Origin of the sequence: Methylobacterium crusticola, from assembly GCF_003574465.1 — a bacterium.
Classification (GTDB): domain Bacteria; phylum Pseudomonadota; class Alphaproteobacteria; order Rhizobiales; family Beijerinckiaceae; genus Methylobacterium; species Methylobacterium crusticola.
In genome coordinates this window covers 8,611-25,293 of the sequence record NZ_KZ984614.1, presented here as the reverse complement: position 1 = coordinate 25,293, position 16,683 = coordinate 8,611, and the positions used below count along the sequence as shown (strand labels likewise).

The window sequence follows — 16,683 nt, the reverse complement described above, 5'->3', positions numbered from 1 at the left end:
GTTCCTTACGTGCTCCGCGCCCACCCGTTGCCGCGTCCCCCGAATCCCCGGAGGTGATCGAGGCGCGCCTCGCCGACCTTCTCGACCGGGCCGGCGCGGCGCAGGCCGTCCCCGGCGGGAACGGGCGCCTCGCCGCGGCCCTGGAGCGCTTCGCGGCGCAGGGCCGCCGCGTCGCCGCGGCGGATCTCGGCATCGCGGCCCGGGTCGCCGCCGAGGCCTCGGAGGCCGCCACGGCGCTCGGCTGGATGATGCACGACGCCGCCGAGATCGCCGGCCAGACCCGCGCCATGGCGGCGGCCGTCGAGGAGGTCGCGACCTCGACCCGCGAGCTCGCGAGCCGCTCCCAGGACAGCGCCGACCAGGCCGAGCGCGCCCGCGCCGGCATCGCCGGCTGCGCCGTCGACATGCGGGAGGCCACCCGCACCATGGCGGCCATCGAGACCCAGGCGGTCCAGATGCAGCAGCGCCTGGGCGGCTTCGAGGGCGCGGCGCTCCAGATCCAGGAGATGGCCGGCGCCATCGAGGCGATCTCGAGCCAGACGAACCTGCTCGCGCTCAACGCCACCATCGAGGCGGCCCGGGCCGGCGAGGCCGGGCGCGGCTTCGCGGTCGTCGCCGCCGAGGTCAAGCAGCTCTCCGGCCAGACCGCCCGGGCCACCGACCAGATCCGCACCCGCCTCGCCACGCTGCTGCAGGAGCTCGCCGCCATCCAGGCCGCCGTGGCGGAGAGCCGTCAGGCGGTGGCGAGCGGCACCGCGGCCGTCGCCCGCGTGGAGACCCGGGTCGCCGACGAGGGCGCCGCGGTGTCCCGCACGGCCGAGGGCATCCGGGCCCTCGCCGACGTGCTCGGCCAGCAGCAATCCGCCGCGAGCGAGATCTCGGCCGGCGTGCAGCAGGTCGCCGGCAAGGCCGCCAAGACCCGCACCGAGATCGAGGGGCTGACGGCGCAGCTGCTGCGGGCCGAGACCTGCGCGGCCGAGGCCCTCGACGCCGCCGCCGCCCGCGGCCTGCCCGCCTACGCCCTGGTGCGCCTGCCGGCCGACGTCGCGGCCTGGAAGCGCCGCCTCGCCGCGGTGCTGGTGGGCCTGCGCCCGGCGAGGCCCGAGGAGGCGGAGTGCTTCGGCCCCGCCGCCGTGGCGGCGTTCGCCGCCGCGGGCAAGTCCTTTGCGGGCGAGACCGCCGCGGGCGAGTCCTCCGCGGGCGGGTCCGCCGCGCTCGCGAGCGCCTGCGCGGGCGGGTCCGCCGCGCTCGCGAGCGCCTGCGCGGAGGCCCGGCGCCAGGCCGCCCTGATGATCGAGGGCGTCGGCGCGGGCGACTGGGCCCGCGCCACCCCGGCCTTCCAGGCCTTCGAGGCCGCCGCGAAGGCGATGGTCGCGGCGGCGGAGCCGCTCGCGACGGCGTGAGGCCGCCCCGCCCGCCGCGGTGCCCTGGAGGCGCGCCCCTCTGACGTGGCGGACACGGCTCCAGGCCCCCGTTCCGGTCGCGTCCTCTGCGCCGGACCGGTTGCCGGTTCCTCGGAACTTGCTCTAAGCCTTGCCGGGTCGCGACGCACCGGGAGGGGACGATGGCTGGGGTCACGCGCAGGCGTGTCCTGGGGAGCGCGGCCGCCGGCGCGGCGGCCTCGGCCCTGGCGGGGCGGGGGGAGACACGCGCCGCGAGCCTGGATGGGGGATCCGCCGCGAGCCTGGATGGGGGATCCGCCGCGAGCCTCGATGGGAGACCCGCCGCGGGCCGGCCCAACATCGTGTTCATCATGGCGGACGACCTCGGCTACGCCGACGTCGCCTGCTACGGCCGCCCGGACCTCGCGACCCCGCACGTCGACCGCATCGCCGCGCGGGGCGTCCGGTTCACGCAGGCCTACGCCAACTCGGCGGTCTGCTCGGCCACCCGCACGGCGCTGATCACCGGCCGCTACCAGTACCGCCTGCCGATCGGCCTGGAGGAGCCAGTCTCGACCCGGTTCACCGGCGGGCTCCCGGCCGACCACCCGACCCTGCCGGGCCTGCTGCGCGGGGCGGGCTACCGGACCACCCTGATCGGCAAGTGGCACCTCGGGAGCGTGGTGGAGCACGGGCCGCTGCAGCGGGGCTACGACCGTTTCTGGGGCTTCCGGGGCGGCACCATCGACTACTTCAGCCACCGCGGCACCGACGGCAGGCCCGACCTCTGGGACGGCGACGTGCGGGTGGACGAGGTGGGCTACGCGACGCACCTGATCGGCCGCCGCGCGGTCGAGGCCGTCGGGCAGGCCGCGGCCTCCGGGCGCCCGTTCCTGCTCAGCCTGCACTTCAACGCGCCGCACTGGCCCTGGGAGACGCCCGACGACGAGCCCGAGTCCCGGCGCATCGCCGGCAGCAACCTGCGCCACTTCGACGGCGGCACCCAGGCCACCTACCGGCGCATCGTCGCCGAGATGGACGCCCAGATCGGCCGCGTCCTCGACGCGCTCGAGGCCCACGGGATCGCGCAGGACACCATCGTGGTGTTCACGAGCGACAACGGCGGCGAGCGGTTCTCCGACACCTGGCCCTTCACGGGGCGCAAGACCGAGCTCCTTGAGGGGGGCCTGCGCATCCCGGCCCTCGTGTCATGGCCCCGCCGCCTGCCGGCCGGGGCGGTGTCGGACCAGCCGATGATCAGCATGGACTGGCTGCCGACGCTCCTGGCCGCCGCCGGGGCGCGGCCGGACCCGGCCTACCCGTCCGACGGCATCGACCTCCTGCCGATCCTCACCGGCGAGGCCCCGGCCCGGCCCCGCACCTTCTTCTGGCGCTACCGCGCCAACGGGCAGGCCGCGATGCGCGACGGCGACCTCAAGTACCTCAGGATCCGCGACAACACCTTCCTGTTCGACGTGGCGGCGGATCCGCTGGAGCGGGCGAACCTCCGGGCGCGCCGCCCGGCGGATTTCGCGCGCCTCGAGGCGGCGTGGCGGGACTGGAGCGCCACCATGCTGCCCGAGAGGCCCGAGAGCTTCACGGAATCCTACACCGGCGCCCAGCTCGCCGACCATTACGGCGCGCAGGTCCCCCTGCCCCGCCCGGCCGCCGCCGGCGAGGCGCCGCCCTGACGCGGCGCCGGTGCCGGGCGTCCTTGGAGCGGACCCGGGCTCCCCCGTCCGCGCTCACGCCGTGCGCTCGCACCGGAACGCCGTCGTGCGGTACGGGAACGTCACCTCGGCGCGGCCCGCGAGGTCGGGGGTGCGGGCGATCAGCGCCCGCACCTGCCCGGCGACCCGGGCCCGCTCGGCCTCCGGCAGGGCCGCGATGAAGCTCACCGACAGGACGCGGTCGACGATCACCCGCTCGGGCGGGCCGGCATGGCCGTACCGGAAGACGCGCTCCTCGAGCGGCCCGAATCCGGCCGCCGGAAACACGGAGCGCCAGGCCTGCGCGTGGTAGCGCGGCGCGTCGCCCGCGTGGGGCGCCATGATCGCCGTCAGGGCGGCCACCCACGGAACGCCTTCGTCCCGCACGTTCCAGACGAGGCCGAGGCGCCCGCCCGGGCGGAGGACGCGGCGGATCTCGGCGAGGGCCGCGGGCGTCGCGAACCAGTGGAACGACTGGGCGCAGGCGACGGCGTCGGCCCCGCCGTCGGGGAACGGGATCGCCTCGGCGCGGCCCGGGCGCGCCTCGACCTCCGGGTGGCCGGCCGCGAGCTGGTCCAGCATCGCCCGGACGGGCTCCACGGCGATCACCCGCGCGCCGGTCCCGACGAGGTGCGGGAGCAGCTTGCCGGTGCCCGAGCCGAGGTCCAGGACGGTCGTGCCCGCGCCGAGGCGAAGCGCGGCTCGCAGCCAGTCGAGCAGCGCCGGCGGGTAGTCCGGCCGGCCCCGGGCGTAGGTCCCGGCGCCCGCCGTGAAGCCGCCCGCGGCGGCGGGGTGGAGCGTGGTCGTCATCGGGGCTCCCGGTCGGTCTCGGGTGGTCGAGCGGCCACGGGCCCTCCGCCTCGACGGTCCGGCCCGCGACATTGCTCCGGGCGTCGCCCGGAGCTTGAGCAGGGTGCCGAGCAGCCGGCGCCCGCAGGCCGCGAAGGCGGGCACGACGACCTCCCGAGCCCGGGACCCGCCCGGTCGAGCGTCGCGCGGCAGCCGCCGATCAGCCCGGCCTTCTCCAGGATGCGGACCCGGCGCAGGCACGGCGGCGGCGACAGGCCCACCTCCTCGGCGCGCGCGACGTTGGTGAACCGGGCGGCGCGCTGCCGCGCCGCCAGGATCCGGCCGTCGGTCGCGTCGAGCGTCATGGTCGGCATGGTGGCGGGCGCACGGGGTTCCGGCCCGGCACAATAGGCCGGGCGGCGCGCGGATCGAAGCGGCAATCGCCCGGACCTGCCTTGCCTTGGTCCGGCTGGCGCCGGCGCGGGCCCCTCAGGCGAGCCATCCCCGCAGGCGCCGCACCGCCTCGTGCGCCTCCGCCTCGCCCCCCGCGAAGGAGAAGCGCAGGTGGTGCGCGCCCGCCTCCGGGTCGAAGTCGAGGCCGGGGGTCGCCGCGACCCCCGCCTCGTCGAGCATGCGGCGGCAGAAGCCGATCGAGTCGTTCGTGAGCCGGGCCACGTCGGCGTAGAGGTAGAAGGCGCCGTCCGCCGGATGGACCGCGCCGAGGCCGAGGGCGGGCAGCTCGTTCAGCAGCAGGGCGCGGGCGCGGGCGTAGTCGGCCTTCACGGCCTCGAGCTCCTCCGTCGCCTCGAAGGCCGCGAGCGCCGCCACCTGCGACAGGTAGGGGGCCGAGATGTAGAGGTTCTGGGCCAGGCGCTCGATCGGGCGCACCAGGGCCTCGGGCACCACCATCCAGCCGATGCGCCAGCCGGTCATGCAGTAGTACTTCGAGAACGAGTTGATGATCACGGCGCCGTCGTCGTGGGCCAGCGCCGTCGCGGCCGGCGCGCCGTAGGTCAGGCCGTGGTAGATCTCGTCGGAGATGAGGCGCAGGCCGAGCTCCCGGCACGCCTGCCCGAGGGCCGCGAGGCCGGCCGCGCCGATCATGGTGCCGGAGGGGTTGGCCGGGCTCATCACCAGGAGCCCGGCGAGCGGGGCCGCCGCGTGGGCGGCCCGCAGGGCAGCCGGATTCGGCACGAAGCCGTCCTCGGCCCGGAGCGCGAGCCCGACCGGCGCGAGGTCGAGGGCCTGGAGCACGCTGCGGTAGGCCGGGTAGCCCGGCGCCGCGATCGCCACCCGGCGGCCCGCGTCGAACAGGCTCAGGAACGCGAGCACGAACCCGGCCGACGACCCGGTGGTGACGACCACCCGCTCCGGCGCCACCGCGACGCCGTAGGCCTCGGCGTAGTGGCGGGCGATGCGCTCGCGCAGGGGCGCGATCCCGAGCGCCTCCGTGTAGGGGATGCGCCCCGCCGCGAGCGCGGCCTGCGCGGCCGCGATGGCGGCCCGCGGCGCCGGGGCGGAGGGCTGCCCGACCTCCATGTGCACCACCGCGTCGCCCCGCCGCTCCCGGACGGCCGCCGCGGCGAGCACGTCCATCGCCAGGAAGGGGGCGACGCGCGCGGCGCGGCGGGAGACGAGGGGGTCGGGCGGGAGGGGCTGCATGGCGGGTCCGATCCGGGTGTGAGACGTCGGCCCCGCCGCGGCGAGGAGCGGGCTCCCCGTGGCGCGGCGGTCGCCCCCCGCACATAACGGCATTCGCCCGGCAATGCGCCCCTGCGGCCTCCCGGCCGCCGGGCGAGCTGTCCCGCGGCCGCCTGCGGCCGACGCAACCGACGCGGCCGCCTGCGGCCGACGCGACCGCAAGCGGTCGACGCGACCGTGATTTGACAAGGCCGCCGCGAAACCGCCTAACCGGCACGTCAAGGATCGTGCCGTCAGGAAGCCGGCGCGCTCGCGCGACCGCTTCGCCGCGGCCGACCCACGATGAGGACGACGATGCTGCCCCTGCCCCGCCTTCTGCCCGCGCTCGCCCTGACGGGCTTCGTCGCCCTGGCGGCGGCCCCGACCCGCGCCGAGGCACCCCTGACGGACGCCCAGCGCCAGGCCGTCGAGGGCATCATCCGCGAGTACCTGGTCAAGAACCCCGAGGTTCTCCAGGACGCGATGGCCGAGCTTGAGCGGCGCACGCAGGAGGCCCAGAAGCAGGCCCAGGCCAGCGCCCTCAAGGAGACCCGCGACGTCCTGCACAACTCGCCCCACGGCATCGTGGCCGGGAACCCGGGCGGCGACGTCACCCTGGTCGAGTTCTTCGATTACAATTGCGGCTACTGCAAGCGCGCCCTCACCGACATCCAGACCATCATGAAGAGCGACCCCAAGCTCAAGGTGGTGCTCAAGGACTTCCCGGTGCTCGGGCCGGACTCGCTCGAGGCCAGCAAGGTGGCGCTCGCGGTCAAGCAGCAGCTCAAGGGCGACAAGCTGTTCGACTACCACGTCAAGCTGCTCGAGACCCGCGGCCGGGTGAACGGCGAGCGGGCGATCTCGCTCGCCCGCGAGATGGGCGCGGACGTCGCCCGGCTCCAGAAGGACATGCAGTCGCCCGAGATCCAGGCGGCGCTCCAGGAGAATGTCGGTCTCGGCGACAAGCTCGGCCTGTCGGGCACCCCGGCCTTCATCATCGGCGACGAGATCATCCCGGGCGCGGTCGGGATCGAGCCGATCCGCAAGACCGTGGCGGGCGTCCGCCAGTGCGGCCACGCCGCCTGCTGATGGGCGACGCGCCCGCCCCTATCGCGCGGGCGCCGCATCGGCTAAGTCCCGCCCGCGTCGCCGGTCCGCCGGACGGCCCTGGCGGTGCTCCGGTGCCTCGCCACGCCCGCGCGACGCTCCCGGCGGGTCCGCGACCCGCCTCCCGCAAACGACCGCTGAAGACCGCCGTGCCCCCGATGCCCAAGCATGACCCGTTCGATCCCGAACTCGTTCGCGAGCTCGCGACCCTGATCGCCGAGACCGACCTGACCGAGATCGAGGTCGAGAAGGGCGACCTGCGCATCCGCGTCGCCCGCACCGTGACGGCCCAGCAGGTCCAGGTGCCCGTCACCACGGCCGCGCCCGCGGCGCCGCTGCCCGCCGCGGCGATCCCGGCCGCGGCGGCCGAGCCCGACGCCAGGACGCTGGCGGCGCATCCCGGCGCCCTGCTCTCGCCCATGGTGGGCACCGCCTACCGCAAGCCCTCCCCCGACGCGAAGTCGTTCGTGGAGGTGGGGGCCCGGGTCGAGAGCGGCGCCCGCGTGCTCCTCGTCGAGGCGATGAAGACCTTCAACGACATCGTGGCGCCCCGGTCCGGCACCGTGACGGCGATCTTCATCGAGGACGGGCAGCCGGTCGAGTTCGGCGAGCCCCTGCTGCTGATCGAGTAGCCGGCCGCGAGGCCCCTGGGTCGCGAGGCCCCCGGGTCGCGAGGCCCCTGGGTCGCGAGGCCCCGTCACCCGGTGTGCCGCATCGTCCGCGACGAACCGGTCCCACCCCCTCGGGAAGTGCTTTCGTCCTCATGTTCGACAAGATCCTGATCGCGAACCGGGGCGAGATCGCGCTCCGCATCCTGCGGGCCGCCAAGGAACTCGGCATCGCCACGGTGGCGGTGCATTCCACGGCGGATGCCGACGCCATGCACGTCCGGCTCGCCGACGAGAGCGTCTGCATCGGCCCCCCGCCCGCCCGCGACAGCTACCTCAACATCCCGTCGATCGTCGCGGCCTGCGAGATCACCGGCGCGGACGCGGTCCATCCGGGCTACGGCTTCCTGTCCGAGAACGCCCGCTTCGCCGAGGTGCTGGGGCACCACAACATCGGCTTCATCGGGCCGAAGGCCGAGCACATCCGGGTGATGGGCGACAAGATCGAGGCGAAGCGCACGGCCAAGCGCCTCGGCATCCCGTGCGTGCCGGGCTCCGAGGGCGGCGTCACCGAGCCCGACGAGGCCCGCCGCATCGCCGCCGACATCGGCTACCCTGTCCTGATCAAGGCGGCCTCCGGCGGCGGCGGGCGCGGCATGAAGGTCGCCCGCACCGAGGCCGACCTGGAGACCGCGCTGGCCACCGCCCGCACCGAGGCCAAGGCGGCCTTCGGGGACGACGCCGTCTACCTCGAGAAGTACCTCGAGAAGCCGCGCCACATCGAGGTGCAGGTGCTGGGCGACGGCCGGGGCAACGCCATCCACCTCGCCGAGCGCGACTGCTCGCTCCAGCGCCGGCACCAGAAGGTCTGGGAGGAAGGCCCCTCGCCCGCCCTCAACGCCGAGATGCGCGAGCGCATCGGCGGCGTGGTCGCGCGGGCCATGCAGGAACTCGGCTACACGGGCGCCGGCACGGTCGAGTTCCTGTACGAGGACGGGGCGTTCTACTTCATCGAGATGAACACCCGCATCCAGGTCGAGCACCCGGTGACCGAGATGATCACCGGCATCGACCTCGTCAACGAGCAGATCCGGGTCGCGGCGGGCGCGCCCCTGTCGGTGCGCCAGGAGGAGGTGCGCGTCGAGGGCCACGCCATCGAGTGCCGCATCAACGCCGAGCACCCGGCCACCTTCCGGCCCTCGCCCGGCACCATCACGTACTTCCACCCCCCGGGCGGCCTCGGCGTGCGGGTGGATTCGGCCGCCTTCCAGGGCTACCGCATCCCGCCCCACTACGATTCCCTGATGGGCAAGCTCATCGTCCACGGCCGCACCCGCAACGAGTGCCTGATGCGCCTGCGCCGGGCCCTCGACGAGTTCGTGGTCGACGGGGTCGACACCACCCTGCCGCTGTTCCGCACCCTGGTGCGCAACCCCGACATCCAGAACGGCCTCTACGACATCCACTGGCTCGAAGAATTCCTGAAGACCGGCGGCCTGGACCTGGCCTGAGGCGCCGTTCGGGCAGCCGCCCGATCGACCCGCTGGCGGCCGCCGGAACGTCTCGCGGGCGCGCCCGCAGCGGCGCCGGGACTGCGCGAGATCTTGGCCGAGATCTTGGCCGAGATCTTGGTGACGTCCCCGCGCGGCCCGGAACGCAACCCGGGACCGCGCCGTTCTCCCCCCGCAGGCGGGCCGCCGTCGTGCGGCCGGGGCCGCACCGGGTCCGCCGGGAGACACCCTATGCGCCTCCTCAGCCTCCTCGCCGTGTCGGCCGCCCTCGCGGCGACGCCGGTCCTCGCCCAGTCCCCGTCCGGCAACGCCGGCCAGCCGAGCCGCGACGTGCCGCAGGCCGGCCAGGCCACCGGCGGCCCCCGCGCCACCCCGGCGGCGCCGATGAATCCCGGCCCGGACGCGACCGGCACGGTCGGCGGCGCGCCCGGCGGCGGGGTCGAGTCGGCCAAGCGGGGCAACGACGCCGCGCCGAACCGGGCGGCGCCGAACCTCGGCACCACCTCGGGCGGTCCCTCGCGCTGACCGGGATGCGGGCCGGGCCCGCCGCGGGGCGTTTGCCAAGCCGACGGCGCGGGTGGAGAATGGCGGCCCGTGAGGCCGGTCCGGAACCCTCGTGATGCACGGCAGCGTCTTCGTCGAGATCACGCCCGAGATCCTGCTCAAGGCCTACGCGGCCGGCATCTTCCCGATGGCGGAGGACGCGGACGACCCGGCCCTGTACTGGGTCGAGCCGCGCGAGCGCGGCATCCTGCCCCTCGAGGGCTTCCACCTCGGGGCCCGCCTCGCCCGCACGGTGCGCAACGGCGGCTTCGATGTGGTGACGGACCGCGACTTCGACGCCGTGATCGAGGGCTGCGCCGCCCCGCGCCGCGACAGCGCCCGCACCTGGATCAACGGGCGCATCCGGGCGCTCTACGGGGAATTGTTCGACCTCGGCTACTGCCACACCGTCGAGGTCTACGCGGGCGAGCCCCGCACGCTGGTGGGCGGGCTCTACGGCGTCTCCCTGGGCTCGGCCTTCTTCGGCGAGAGCATGTTCCACCTGGAGCGCGACGCCTCGAAGGTGGCCCTGGTCCACCTCGCCGCCCGGCTCCGGCGCGGCGGCTACCGCCTGCTCGACGCGCAGTTCGTCACCGGCCACCTGAGCCAGTTCGGGGCCGTGGAGGTCCCGCGCCAGGTCTACAAGCGGATGCTGCGCGACGCCGTCGAGCACCCCGCGCGCTGGGACGACGCGCCCCTGTCGGGCCGCGAGGCGGTGGCCCTCCTGGCCCCGGGCTGAAGGGGGGCCCGCCCGCCGCAGCCGGCCGGGTCAGCGCGGGATCGCGTTCGGGTCGGCGTTGAGGGGCAGCGGGCCGTCATTCGTCGGGAAGAAGCGCCGCGACGGCGACTGGCGCGGCTGCACCGGGGTCCCGCGCAGCGGGGCGACGTCGACCTGCCCCTGGCGGTTGACCTGCTGGGCGCGGCCGTCCTCGCCGCGCTGGGCCTGCTCGCGGCGGCGCCGCTCGGGCTTGGTCGCGGCCACGGGCGCGTCCTCCTGCTCCTTCGGCTCGGCCACGACGTCGCTGCCGCCTTTGCAGTCGACGAGCCAGACGTCGTAGATCGGGTGCTCGATGGCGTGCAGGCCCGGGCTCGCGGCGAACATCCAGCCCGTGAAGATGCGCCGGTACTTGTTCTCGAGCGTGACCTCGTCGACCTCCAGGAACGCCGTGGTCTTGGCGCTCTCGGTCGGCGGCCGGGTGTAGCAGACCCGCGGCGTCAGCTGGAGCGCGCCGAACTGCACGGTCTCGTCCACCGCGACCTCGAACGACACGATGCGGCCGGTGATCTTGTCGAGGCCCGAGAACACCGCCGTCGGGTTGCGGATCTTGTCGGCCCGCGCGGCCGGCGGCGCGAGCAGGGCCGCGAGGCCCGCGAGCAGGAGGGCGCGCGCGGCGGGACGTGCGGTCATGCGGCTCACACCCAACTCTCCAGGCTCTCCCCCGCCGGCCGGCGCCGGGTCGGTGCGGGCGCGGGCCGGGATTCGGGCAGGACCCGCGGTAGACACCCCGAGGATGGTGGAAAAAGGGCGGGGCCTACTCGCCCGGCACCCACGGCACGTAGTCGCCGGTCGCCGCCGGCCGCTGCCCGTAGGAGAGCTGCGAGCCCCGGGGCCGGTAGGCCGCCACCGTGCCGGTGAGGTTCTCCTCGTGGGGCTTCTGCCACTCCCGGGGGGTGTAGGCCTCGTCCGGCGGCGCCACGTCGGAGGTGTGGCAGAGCCAGCCGCGCCAGCCCGGCGGCACCTTGGAGGCGTCGGCGTAGCCGTTGTAGATCACCCAGCGCCGCTCGGGCCCCACCGAGGCGTCGATCAGCGGCCCCATCGCCCGGTAGTAGCGGTTGCCGAACTCGTCCGCGCCGACGTAGGTGCCCCGGCGCCTGGTGTAGAGGTTGAGGCTGACGGTCGAGCCGCTCCACCAGGTGAAAATTCGAAGCAGCGTGTCTCTCAGCGCCATCGCGACCGTCTCGTGGGAACCGGCGGGGTGCGTCCGCACCCCCCGCTCAATCGCGCGGGACTATGGTGAGGCGCCAACGGGAAGTCCAGCCGCACCGCGTCGCAGGAGGGGGCGGCGCCCGGCGCCGGGGCGGCCCGACGCCTCCCCGCTCCCGGCCCGGCGGCCCCGCCGGCGTGGCGGAAATGCCTCAGGCCCGGTCCGGACGCGGCGGACAGGAGGTGCCTGGCCTGTGGGTTGCAAAAAACCCGCGCCGAATCCTGCAAGCCTCCCGCGGGCTTAGCCGGAGGCCCGGACCTATCCACAGGAATCTGGCTGTCGACACAAGATCTAGCGCGGAACGGAGTCGTCAGCCACTAGTTGTTGACGTGGAGGCCTTAAGGTCGCTAGTTTCGCAGGCATCGGACGGGCGCCCTCAACCGGGGCGCCGCGGCCCGGGTCCGCGTCCGCCGTCGCGGCGACGAGCGCCCCGACTGAGTCCTTCATCGAGTTACGGGCGGCCGGTCCAGGCGACGGGACGCCCCATCCTGTGCGTGACCGGAGAGTATCCCCATGCGGTTCGAGCGGCGCATCACCACGGCCGGCCAGTCCCCCTATGCCAGCATCCCGTTCCGCAAGGCGGTGAGCGAGATCCGCAATCCCGACGGCTCCGTGGTGTTCCGCCTCGACGGCATCGACGTGCCGGAGGCCTGGAGCCAGGTCGCCTGCGACGTCCTCGCCCAGAAGTACTTCCGCAAGGCGGGCGTGCCGGCGGCGCTCCGGCGGGTCGAGGAGAACGACGTCCCGTCCTTCCTGTGGCGCTCGGTGCCGGACGAGGCGGCGCTCGCGGGCCTGCCCGAGGAGGCGCGCTACGTCTCCGAGACCTCGGCCACCCAGGTCTTCGACCGGCTCGCCGGCTGCTGGACCTACTGGGGCTGGAAGGGCGGCTACTTCACGGGCGAGGCGGACGCGAGCGCCTTCCACGACGAATTGCGCGCCATGCTGGCCCGCCAGATGGTGGCGCCGAACTCGCCGCAATGGTTCAACACCGGCCTGCACTGGGCCTACGGCATCGACGGTCCGGCCCAGGGGCACTACTACGTCGACTACCGCACCGGCGTGCTGACCCAGTCGGCCTCGGCCTACGAGCACCCCCAGCCGCACGCCTGCTTCATCCAGTCGGTCGCCGACGACCTCGTCAACGAGGGCGGCATCATGGACCTCTGGGTGCGCGAGGCGCGCCTGTTCAAGTACGGCTCGGGCACGGGCTCGAACTTCTCGCGCCTGCGCGGCGAGAACGAGCGGCTCGCCGGCGGCGGCAAGTCCTCGGGCCTGATGTCGTTCCTCAAGATCGGCGACCGCGCCGCGGGGGCGATCAAGTCCGGCGGCACGACCCGGCGCGCCGCCAAGATGGTGATCGTCGACATCGACCACCCCGACGTCGAGGCCTTCATCGACTGGAAGGTCAAGGAGGAGCAGAAGGTCGCCGCCCTCGTCACGGGCTCGAAGGTCGTGAGCCGTCACCTCAAGGCGGTGATGAAGGCCTGCGTGAACTGCGAGGCTGCCGGCGACGCCTGCTTCGACCCCGAGCGCAACCCGGCCCTCAAGCGCGAGGTCAGGATCGCCCGCAAGGCGATGGTGCCGGACGCCGCGATCAAGCGGGTGATCCAGTACGCCCGCCAGGGCTACACCGACATCACGTTCCCGATCTACGACACCGACTGGGACTCGGAGGCCTACCTCACGGTCTCGGGCCAGAACTCCAACAACTCCGTCTCGCTCACGGACGACTTCCTGCGCGCCGTCGACGCCGACGCCGACTGGTCCCTGACCCACCGCGTCACCGGCAAGCTGGCCAAGACCCTGAAGGCCCGCGACCTCTGGGAGAAGATTGCCGAGGCGGCCTGGGCCTCGGCCGATCCGGGCCTGCACTTCAACACCACGATGAACGACTGGCACACCTGCCCGGTCGGCGGGCGGATCCGGGCCTCGAACCCGTGCTCCGAGTACATGTTCCTCGACGACACCGCCTGCAACCTCGCCTCGGCGAACCTGCTCGCGCTCTACGACCGCGGCGCCAAGGCCTTCGACGTCGCGGGCTACGAGCACCTCTGCCGGCTCTGGACCGTGGTCCTGGAGATCTCGGTCATGATGGCGCAGTTCCCGAGCCGGGAGATCGCCGACCTCTCCTACAAGTACCGGACCCTCGGCCTCGGCTACGCCAATATCGGCGGCCTCCTGATGACCATGGGCCTGCCCTACGATTCCCGCGAGGGCCGGGCGCTGGCCGGCAGCCTCACGGCGATCATGACGGGCGTGTCCTACGCCACCTCGGCCGAGATGGCGGCCGAGCTCGGTCCGTTCCCGGCCTACGAGGAGAACGCCGACGCGATGCTGCGGGTGATCCGCAACCACCGCCGCGCCGCCCATGGCGAGGCCGGGGGCTACGAGTTCCTGAGCATCGAGCCGGTTCCCCTCGACCACGCCGCCTGCCCGCAGCCGGACCTCGTCGCCCACGCCGGGGCGGCCTGGGACCGGGCCCTCGCCCTCGGCGAGGAGCACGGCTTCCGCAACGCCCAGGCGACCGTGATCGCGCCCACCGGCACGATCGGCCTCGTGATGGATTGCGACACCACCGGCATCGAGCCCGACTTCGCCCTCGTGAAGTTCAAGAAGCTCGCCGGCGGCGGCTACTTCAAGATCATCAACCGGGCGGTGCCGGACGCCCTGCGCACCCTCGGCTACCGCGAGGCCGAGATCGCCGAGATCGAGGCCTACGCGGTCGGCCACGGCTCGCTCGGCCAGGCGCCCGCCGTCAACCCGGGCTCCCTGCGCGCCCGGGGCTTCACCGACGACAAGATCGCGGCCGTGGAGGCCGGGCTCAAGTCGGCCTTCGACATCAAGTTCGTGTTCAACCGCTGGACGCTCGGGGAGGATTTCCTCACCCAGACGCTGAAGGTCCCGGCCGACCGCCTCGCCGAGCCGTCCTTCGACCTCCTCGCGCATCTGGGCTTCTCCCGCCGCGACATCGAGGCCGCCAACGTCCACGTCTGCGGGGCGATGACCCTGGAGGGCGCGCCGCACCTCAAGCGCGAGCACTACCCGGTCTTCGACTGCGCCAACCCGTGCGGCCGGATCGGCCGGCGCTACCTCTCGGTCGAGAGCCACATCCGCATGATGGCGGCGGCGCAGCCCTTCATCTCCGGGGCGATCTCGAAGACCATCAACATGCCCAACGACGCCACGGTGGAGGATTGCAAGAACGCCTACCGGCTGTCCTGGACCCTCGCGCTCAAGGCCAACGCCCTCTACCGCGACGGCTCGAAGCTGTCCCAGCCGCTCAACGCCGCGCTCATCGCGGACGAGGACGTCGAGGACGTCGAGGAGGCGATCGAGGCCCTGCTGGCCCAGCCCGCCGCCGCCAAGGCCGCCACGGTGGCCGAGAAGATCGTCGAGCGCGTGATCGAGCGGGTGGAGCGCATCCGCTCGCAGGAGAAGCTGCCGGCGCGGCGCAAGGGCTACACCCAGAAGGCCAAGATCGGCGGGCACACGATCTTCCTGCGCACCGGCGAGTACGACGACGGCCGTCTCGGCGAGATCTTCCTCGACATGAACAAGGAGGGCTCGGCGCTGCGGGCGCTGATCAACAACTTCGCGATCTCGGTCTCCCTCGGGCTCCAGTACGGCGTGCCGCTCGAGGAGTACGTCGACGCCTTCACGTTCACCCGCTTCGAGCCGGCGGGCTTCGTGCAGGGCAACGACGCGATCAAGAACGCGACCTCGATCCTCGACTACGTCTTCCGCGAGCTCGCGATCTCGTATCTCGGCCGCATGGACCTCGCGCACGTCAATCCGTCCGAGATCCCGAGCACCGGCCTGAGCGCGCAGGCGACCGGGCCCAAGGAGAGCGTCGCCGACAAGCCCGTCGCCAGCAACGTCTCCCGCGGTCTGCTGCGGGGCTCGGCCGACCGGCTGACCCTGATCCACGGCGGCCCCGCCGGCGGCGCCTCCGGCGCCGCGCCCGCCCCCGGCGCCGCGCCATCCCCGGGCCCGGGCGTGCCGGCGGGCGGCACCGTCCACGCGGTGCGGGGCTCGGTCGCCCTCAAGGCCGAGCCGGCGCTTCCCGGCCGGGCCGAGGCCCTCGTCGACGCCCTGCCCTTCGCCAAGCCCGAGCGCAGCGTCGCCGACCGGCGCGCCGAGGCGAAGATGAAGGGCTACGTCGGCGAGGCCTGCCCGGAATGCGCGAACTTCACGCTGGTCCGCAACGGGACCTGCCTGAAGTGCGACACCTGCGGGTCCACGACCGGGTGCTCGTGAGGGCCCGGTCGCCGGGTCCGGGCGCCCCGCCCGGCCGGGACGGCCCGCCGCCGGCCGGGCGGCGGCCCGGACCTGGCCCGGGGTGCTTCGTCTGAGGCAGGCCGCGCGAGCGACCGATGGGCGGCCCGGACCCGGGCCGCCCTCATTCCGTCGGCGCCCGCGCGAGGTCGGCGGGCTCGGGCGGTCGCCCCGGGGATCGTCCGGGATCCGCGGCGCGCGCGGGCTCCATTACCCCCGTCCACTTGCGCGAGAAGTCGTTCGCCGCGAAGTGCTCCACCATGAAGTCCACGAAGGAGCGGACCTTGGCGGAGAGGTGCTTGCGGGTCGGGTAGGCGATGTTGATGCGCAGGCGCGGCAGGTCCCAGGCGTCGAGGACCGGGACGAGGCGCCCTTGCGCGACGTCCTCGTGGACGATGTAGGCGGGCTGCACCAGGATGCCGAGGCCGGTGAGCGCCGCGGCGCGCAGGATCTGGCCGTCGTTCGATTCGAGCAGGCCGTGCACGGGCAGGCGGATCGTCTCCGCGCCGCGGCTCAGGCTGAGCTCGTTCGGGTTGTTGGCGTAGGTGTAGAGCAGGAGCGCGTGGCCCTCGAGGTCGCGCGGGTGCGCCGGCGCGCCGTGCCGGGCGAGGTAGGCGGGCGCCGCGGCGAGCACGCGGCGGGTCTCGCCGAGGCGCCGGATCGTGATGTTGCTGTCGGGCTCGAACTCCCGGGTGCGGATCGCCACGTCGATGCCGTTGTCGATGAGGTCCACGTAGCGGTTGGCGACCTCGACGTGGACGCGCACGTTCGGGTAGCGCGCCACGTAGGCCGGCAGGCGCGGGGCGATGTGGCGGAGCGCGAAGGAGAGCGAGGCGCTCACCCGCAGGAGGCCGCTCGGGTCGAGGGCGGTGCCGTTCACCGCCGCCTCGGAATCGGCGAGGTCGGCGAGCAGCGCCCGGGCCCGGGCCAGGAAGGTCGCGCCCTCCTGGGTGAAGTGGAGCGTGCGGGTGCTGCGCCGGACGAGCTGGGCGTTCAGCCGCTCCTCCAGGGCCGCGAGCGTGCGGCTCGCGGCGGCGTTCGAGATCCCGAGCGCCTGGGCCGCCCCGCTGATGCTGCCGACGTCGGCGATGCTG

At 74.1% G+C, this 16,683-nt stretch carries 14 protein-coding genes; 8 read left to right on the top strand and 6 right to left on the bottom strand.

From position 1 onward, the window contains the following. Positions 1–53 precede the first annotated feature (53 nt). Together DT057_RS01035 and DT057_RS01030 are read left to right on the top strand one after the other, a co-directional pair. A complete protein-coding gene (locus DT057_RS01035; RefSeq protein ID WP_238313925.1) occupies positions 54–1,403 on the top strand; it encodes a methyl-accepting chemotaxis protein in 1,350 nt (449 codons plus the stop codon). Positions 1,404–1,591: 188 nt separating this feature from the next. Next, a complete protein-coding gene (locus DT057_RS01030; protein WP_420870299.1) occupies positions 1,592–3,073 on the top strand; it encodes a sulfatase family protein in 1,482 nt (493 codons plus the stop codon). Positions 3,074–3,127: 54 nt separating this feature from the next. Here the strand turns inward: DT057_RS01030 and DT057_RS01025 are convergent, their stop codons facing one another. From DT057_RS01025 to DT057_RS01015, 3 genes are all read right to left on the bottom strand, one after another. Continuing rightward, complete coding sequence (locus tag DT057_RS01025; RefSeq protein WP_128560267.1) at positions 3,128–3,901, bottom strand: class I SAM-dependent methyltransferase; 774 nt, start codon at positions 3,899–3,901, stop codon at positions 3,128–3,130. Then, on the bottom strand, positions 3,898–4,245 hold the full coding sequence (locus tag DT057_RS01020) for an Lrp/AsnC family transcriptional regulator (RefSeq protein WP_128560280.1): 348 nt from the start codon (positions 4,243–4,245) through the stop codon (positions 3,898–3,900). Before DT057_RS01020 ends, DT057_RS01025 begins: the two co-directional genes overlap by 4 nt. A gap of 124 nt (positions 4,246–4,369) precedes the next feature. Continuing rightward, positions 4,370–5,542: an aminotransferase class I/II-fold pyridoxal phosphate-dependent enzyme gene (locus DT057_RS01015; protein WP_128560266.1), complete on the bottom strand. Its 1,173-nt coding sequence runs from the start codon at positions 5,540–5,542 to the stop codon at positions 4,370–4,372. A gap of 333 nt (positions 5,543–5,875) precedes the next feature. Between DT057_RS01015 and DT057_RS01010 the strand changes: the two genes are divergently transcribed. The 5 genes from DT057_RS01010 (at position 5,876) to aat (ending at position 10,068) form a co-directional block, all read left to right on the top strand. Further along, positions 5,876–6,649 carry a DsbA family protein gene (locus DT057_RS01010; RefSeq protein ID WP_128560265.1) on the top strand — a complete coding sequence of 258 codons (774 nt, stop codon included), beginning with the start codon at positions 5,876–5,878 and terminating at the stop codon, positions 6,647–6,649. A gap of 176 nt (positions 6,650–6,825) precedes the next feature. Next, positions 6,826–7,299 carry an acetyl-CoA carboxylase biotin carboxyl carrier protein gene (accB, locus tag DT057_RS01005; protein WP_128560264.1) on the top strand — a complete coding sequence of 158 codons (474 nt, stop codon included), beginning with the start codon at positions 6,826–6,828 and terminating at the stop codon, positions 7,297–7,299. A 131-nt stretch (positions 7,300–7,430) separates the two neighbouring features. Next, on the top strand, positions 7,431–8,786 hold the full coding sequence (gene accC, locus DT057_RS01000; protein ID WP_128560263.1) for an acetyl-CoA carboxylase biotin carboxylase subunit: 1,356 nt from the start codon (positions 7,431–7,433) through the stop codon (positions 8,784–8,786). A 231-nt stretch (positions 8,787–9,017) separates the two neighbouring features. Continuing rightward, a complete protein-coding gene (locus tag DT057_RS00995; protein WP_128560262.1) occupies positions 9,018–9,311 on the top strand; it encodes a hypothetical protein in 294 nt (97 codons plus the stop codon). Between the two features lie 94 nt (positions 9,312–9,405). Further along, positions 9,406–10,068, top strand: a complete 663-nt coding sequence (aat, locus tag DT057_RS00990) for a leucyl/phenylalanyl-tRNA--protein transferase (RefSeq protein WP_128560261.1) — start codon at positions 9,406–9,408, stop codon at positions 10,066–10,068. Positions 10,069–10,098: 30 nt separating this feature from the next. Here the strand turns inward: aat and DT057_RS00985 are convergent, their stop codons facing one another. Both DT057_RS00985 and DT057_RS00980 read right to left on the bottom strand, forming a co-directional pair. Further along, entirely contained in the window at positions 10,099–10,746 is a 648-nt protein-coding gene (locus DT057_RS00985) for a DUF2155 domain-containing protein (RefSeq protein WP_128560260.1), read from the bottom strand. 115 nt (positions 10,747–10,861) lie between these two features. Next, complete coding sequence (locus DT057_RS00980) at positions 10,862–11,278, bottom strand: NADH:ubiquinone oxidoreductase subunit NDUFA12 (RefSeq protein ID WP_203236149.1); 417 nt, start codon at positions 11,276–11,278, stop codon at positions 10,862–10,864. A 549-nt stretch (positions 11,279–11,827) separates the two neighbouring features. Between DT057_RS00980 and DT057_RS00975 the strand changes: the two genes are divergently transcribed. Beyond that, positions 11,828–15,571, top strand: a complete 3,744-nt coding sequence (locus DT057_RS00975; protein ID WP_128560259.1) for a vitamin B12-dependent ribonucleotide reductase — start codon at positions 11,828–11,830, stop codon at positions 15,569–15,571. Positions 15,572–15,713: 142 nt separating this feature from the next. On the opposite strand, the gene DT057_RS00970 is transcribed toward DT057_RS00975, so the two are convergent. After that, complete coding sequence (locus DT057_RS00970) at positions 15,714–16,679, bottom strand: LysR family transcriptional regulator (protein WP_203236152.1); 966 nt, start codon at positions 16,677–16,679, stop codon at positions 15,714–15,716. Between the last annotated feature and the right edge of the window lie 4 nt (positions 16,680–16,683).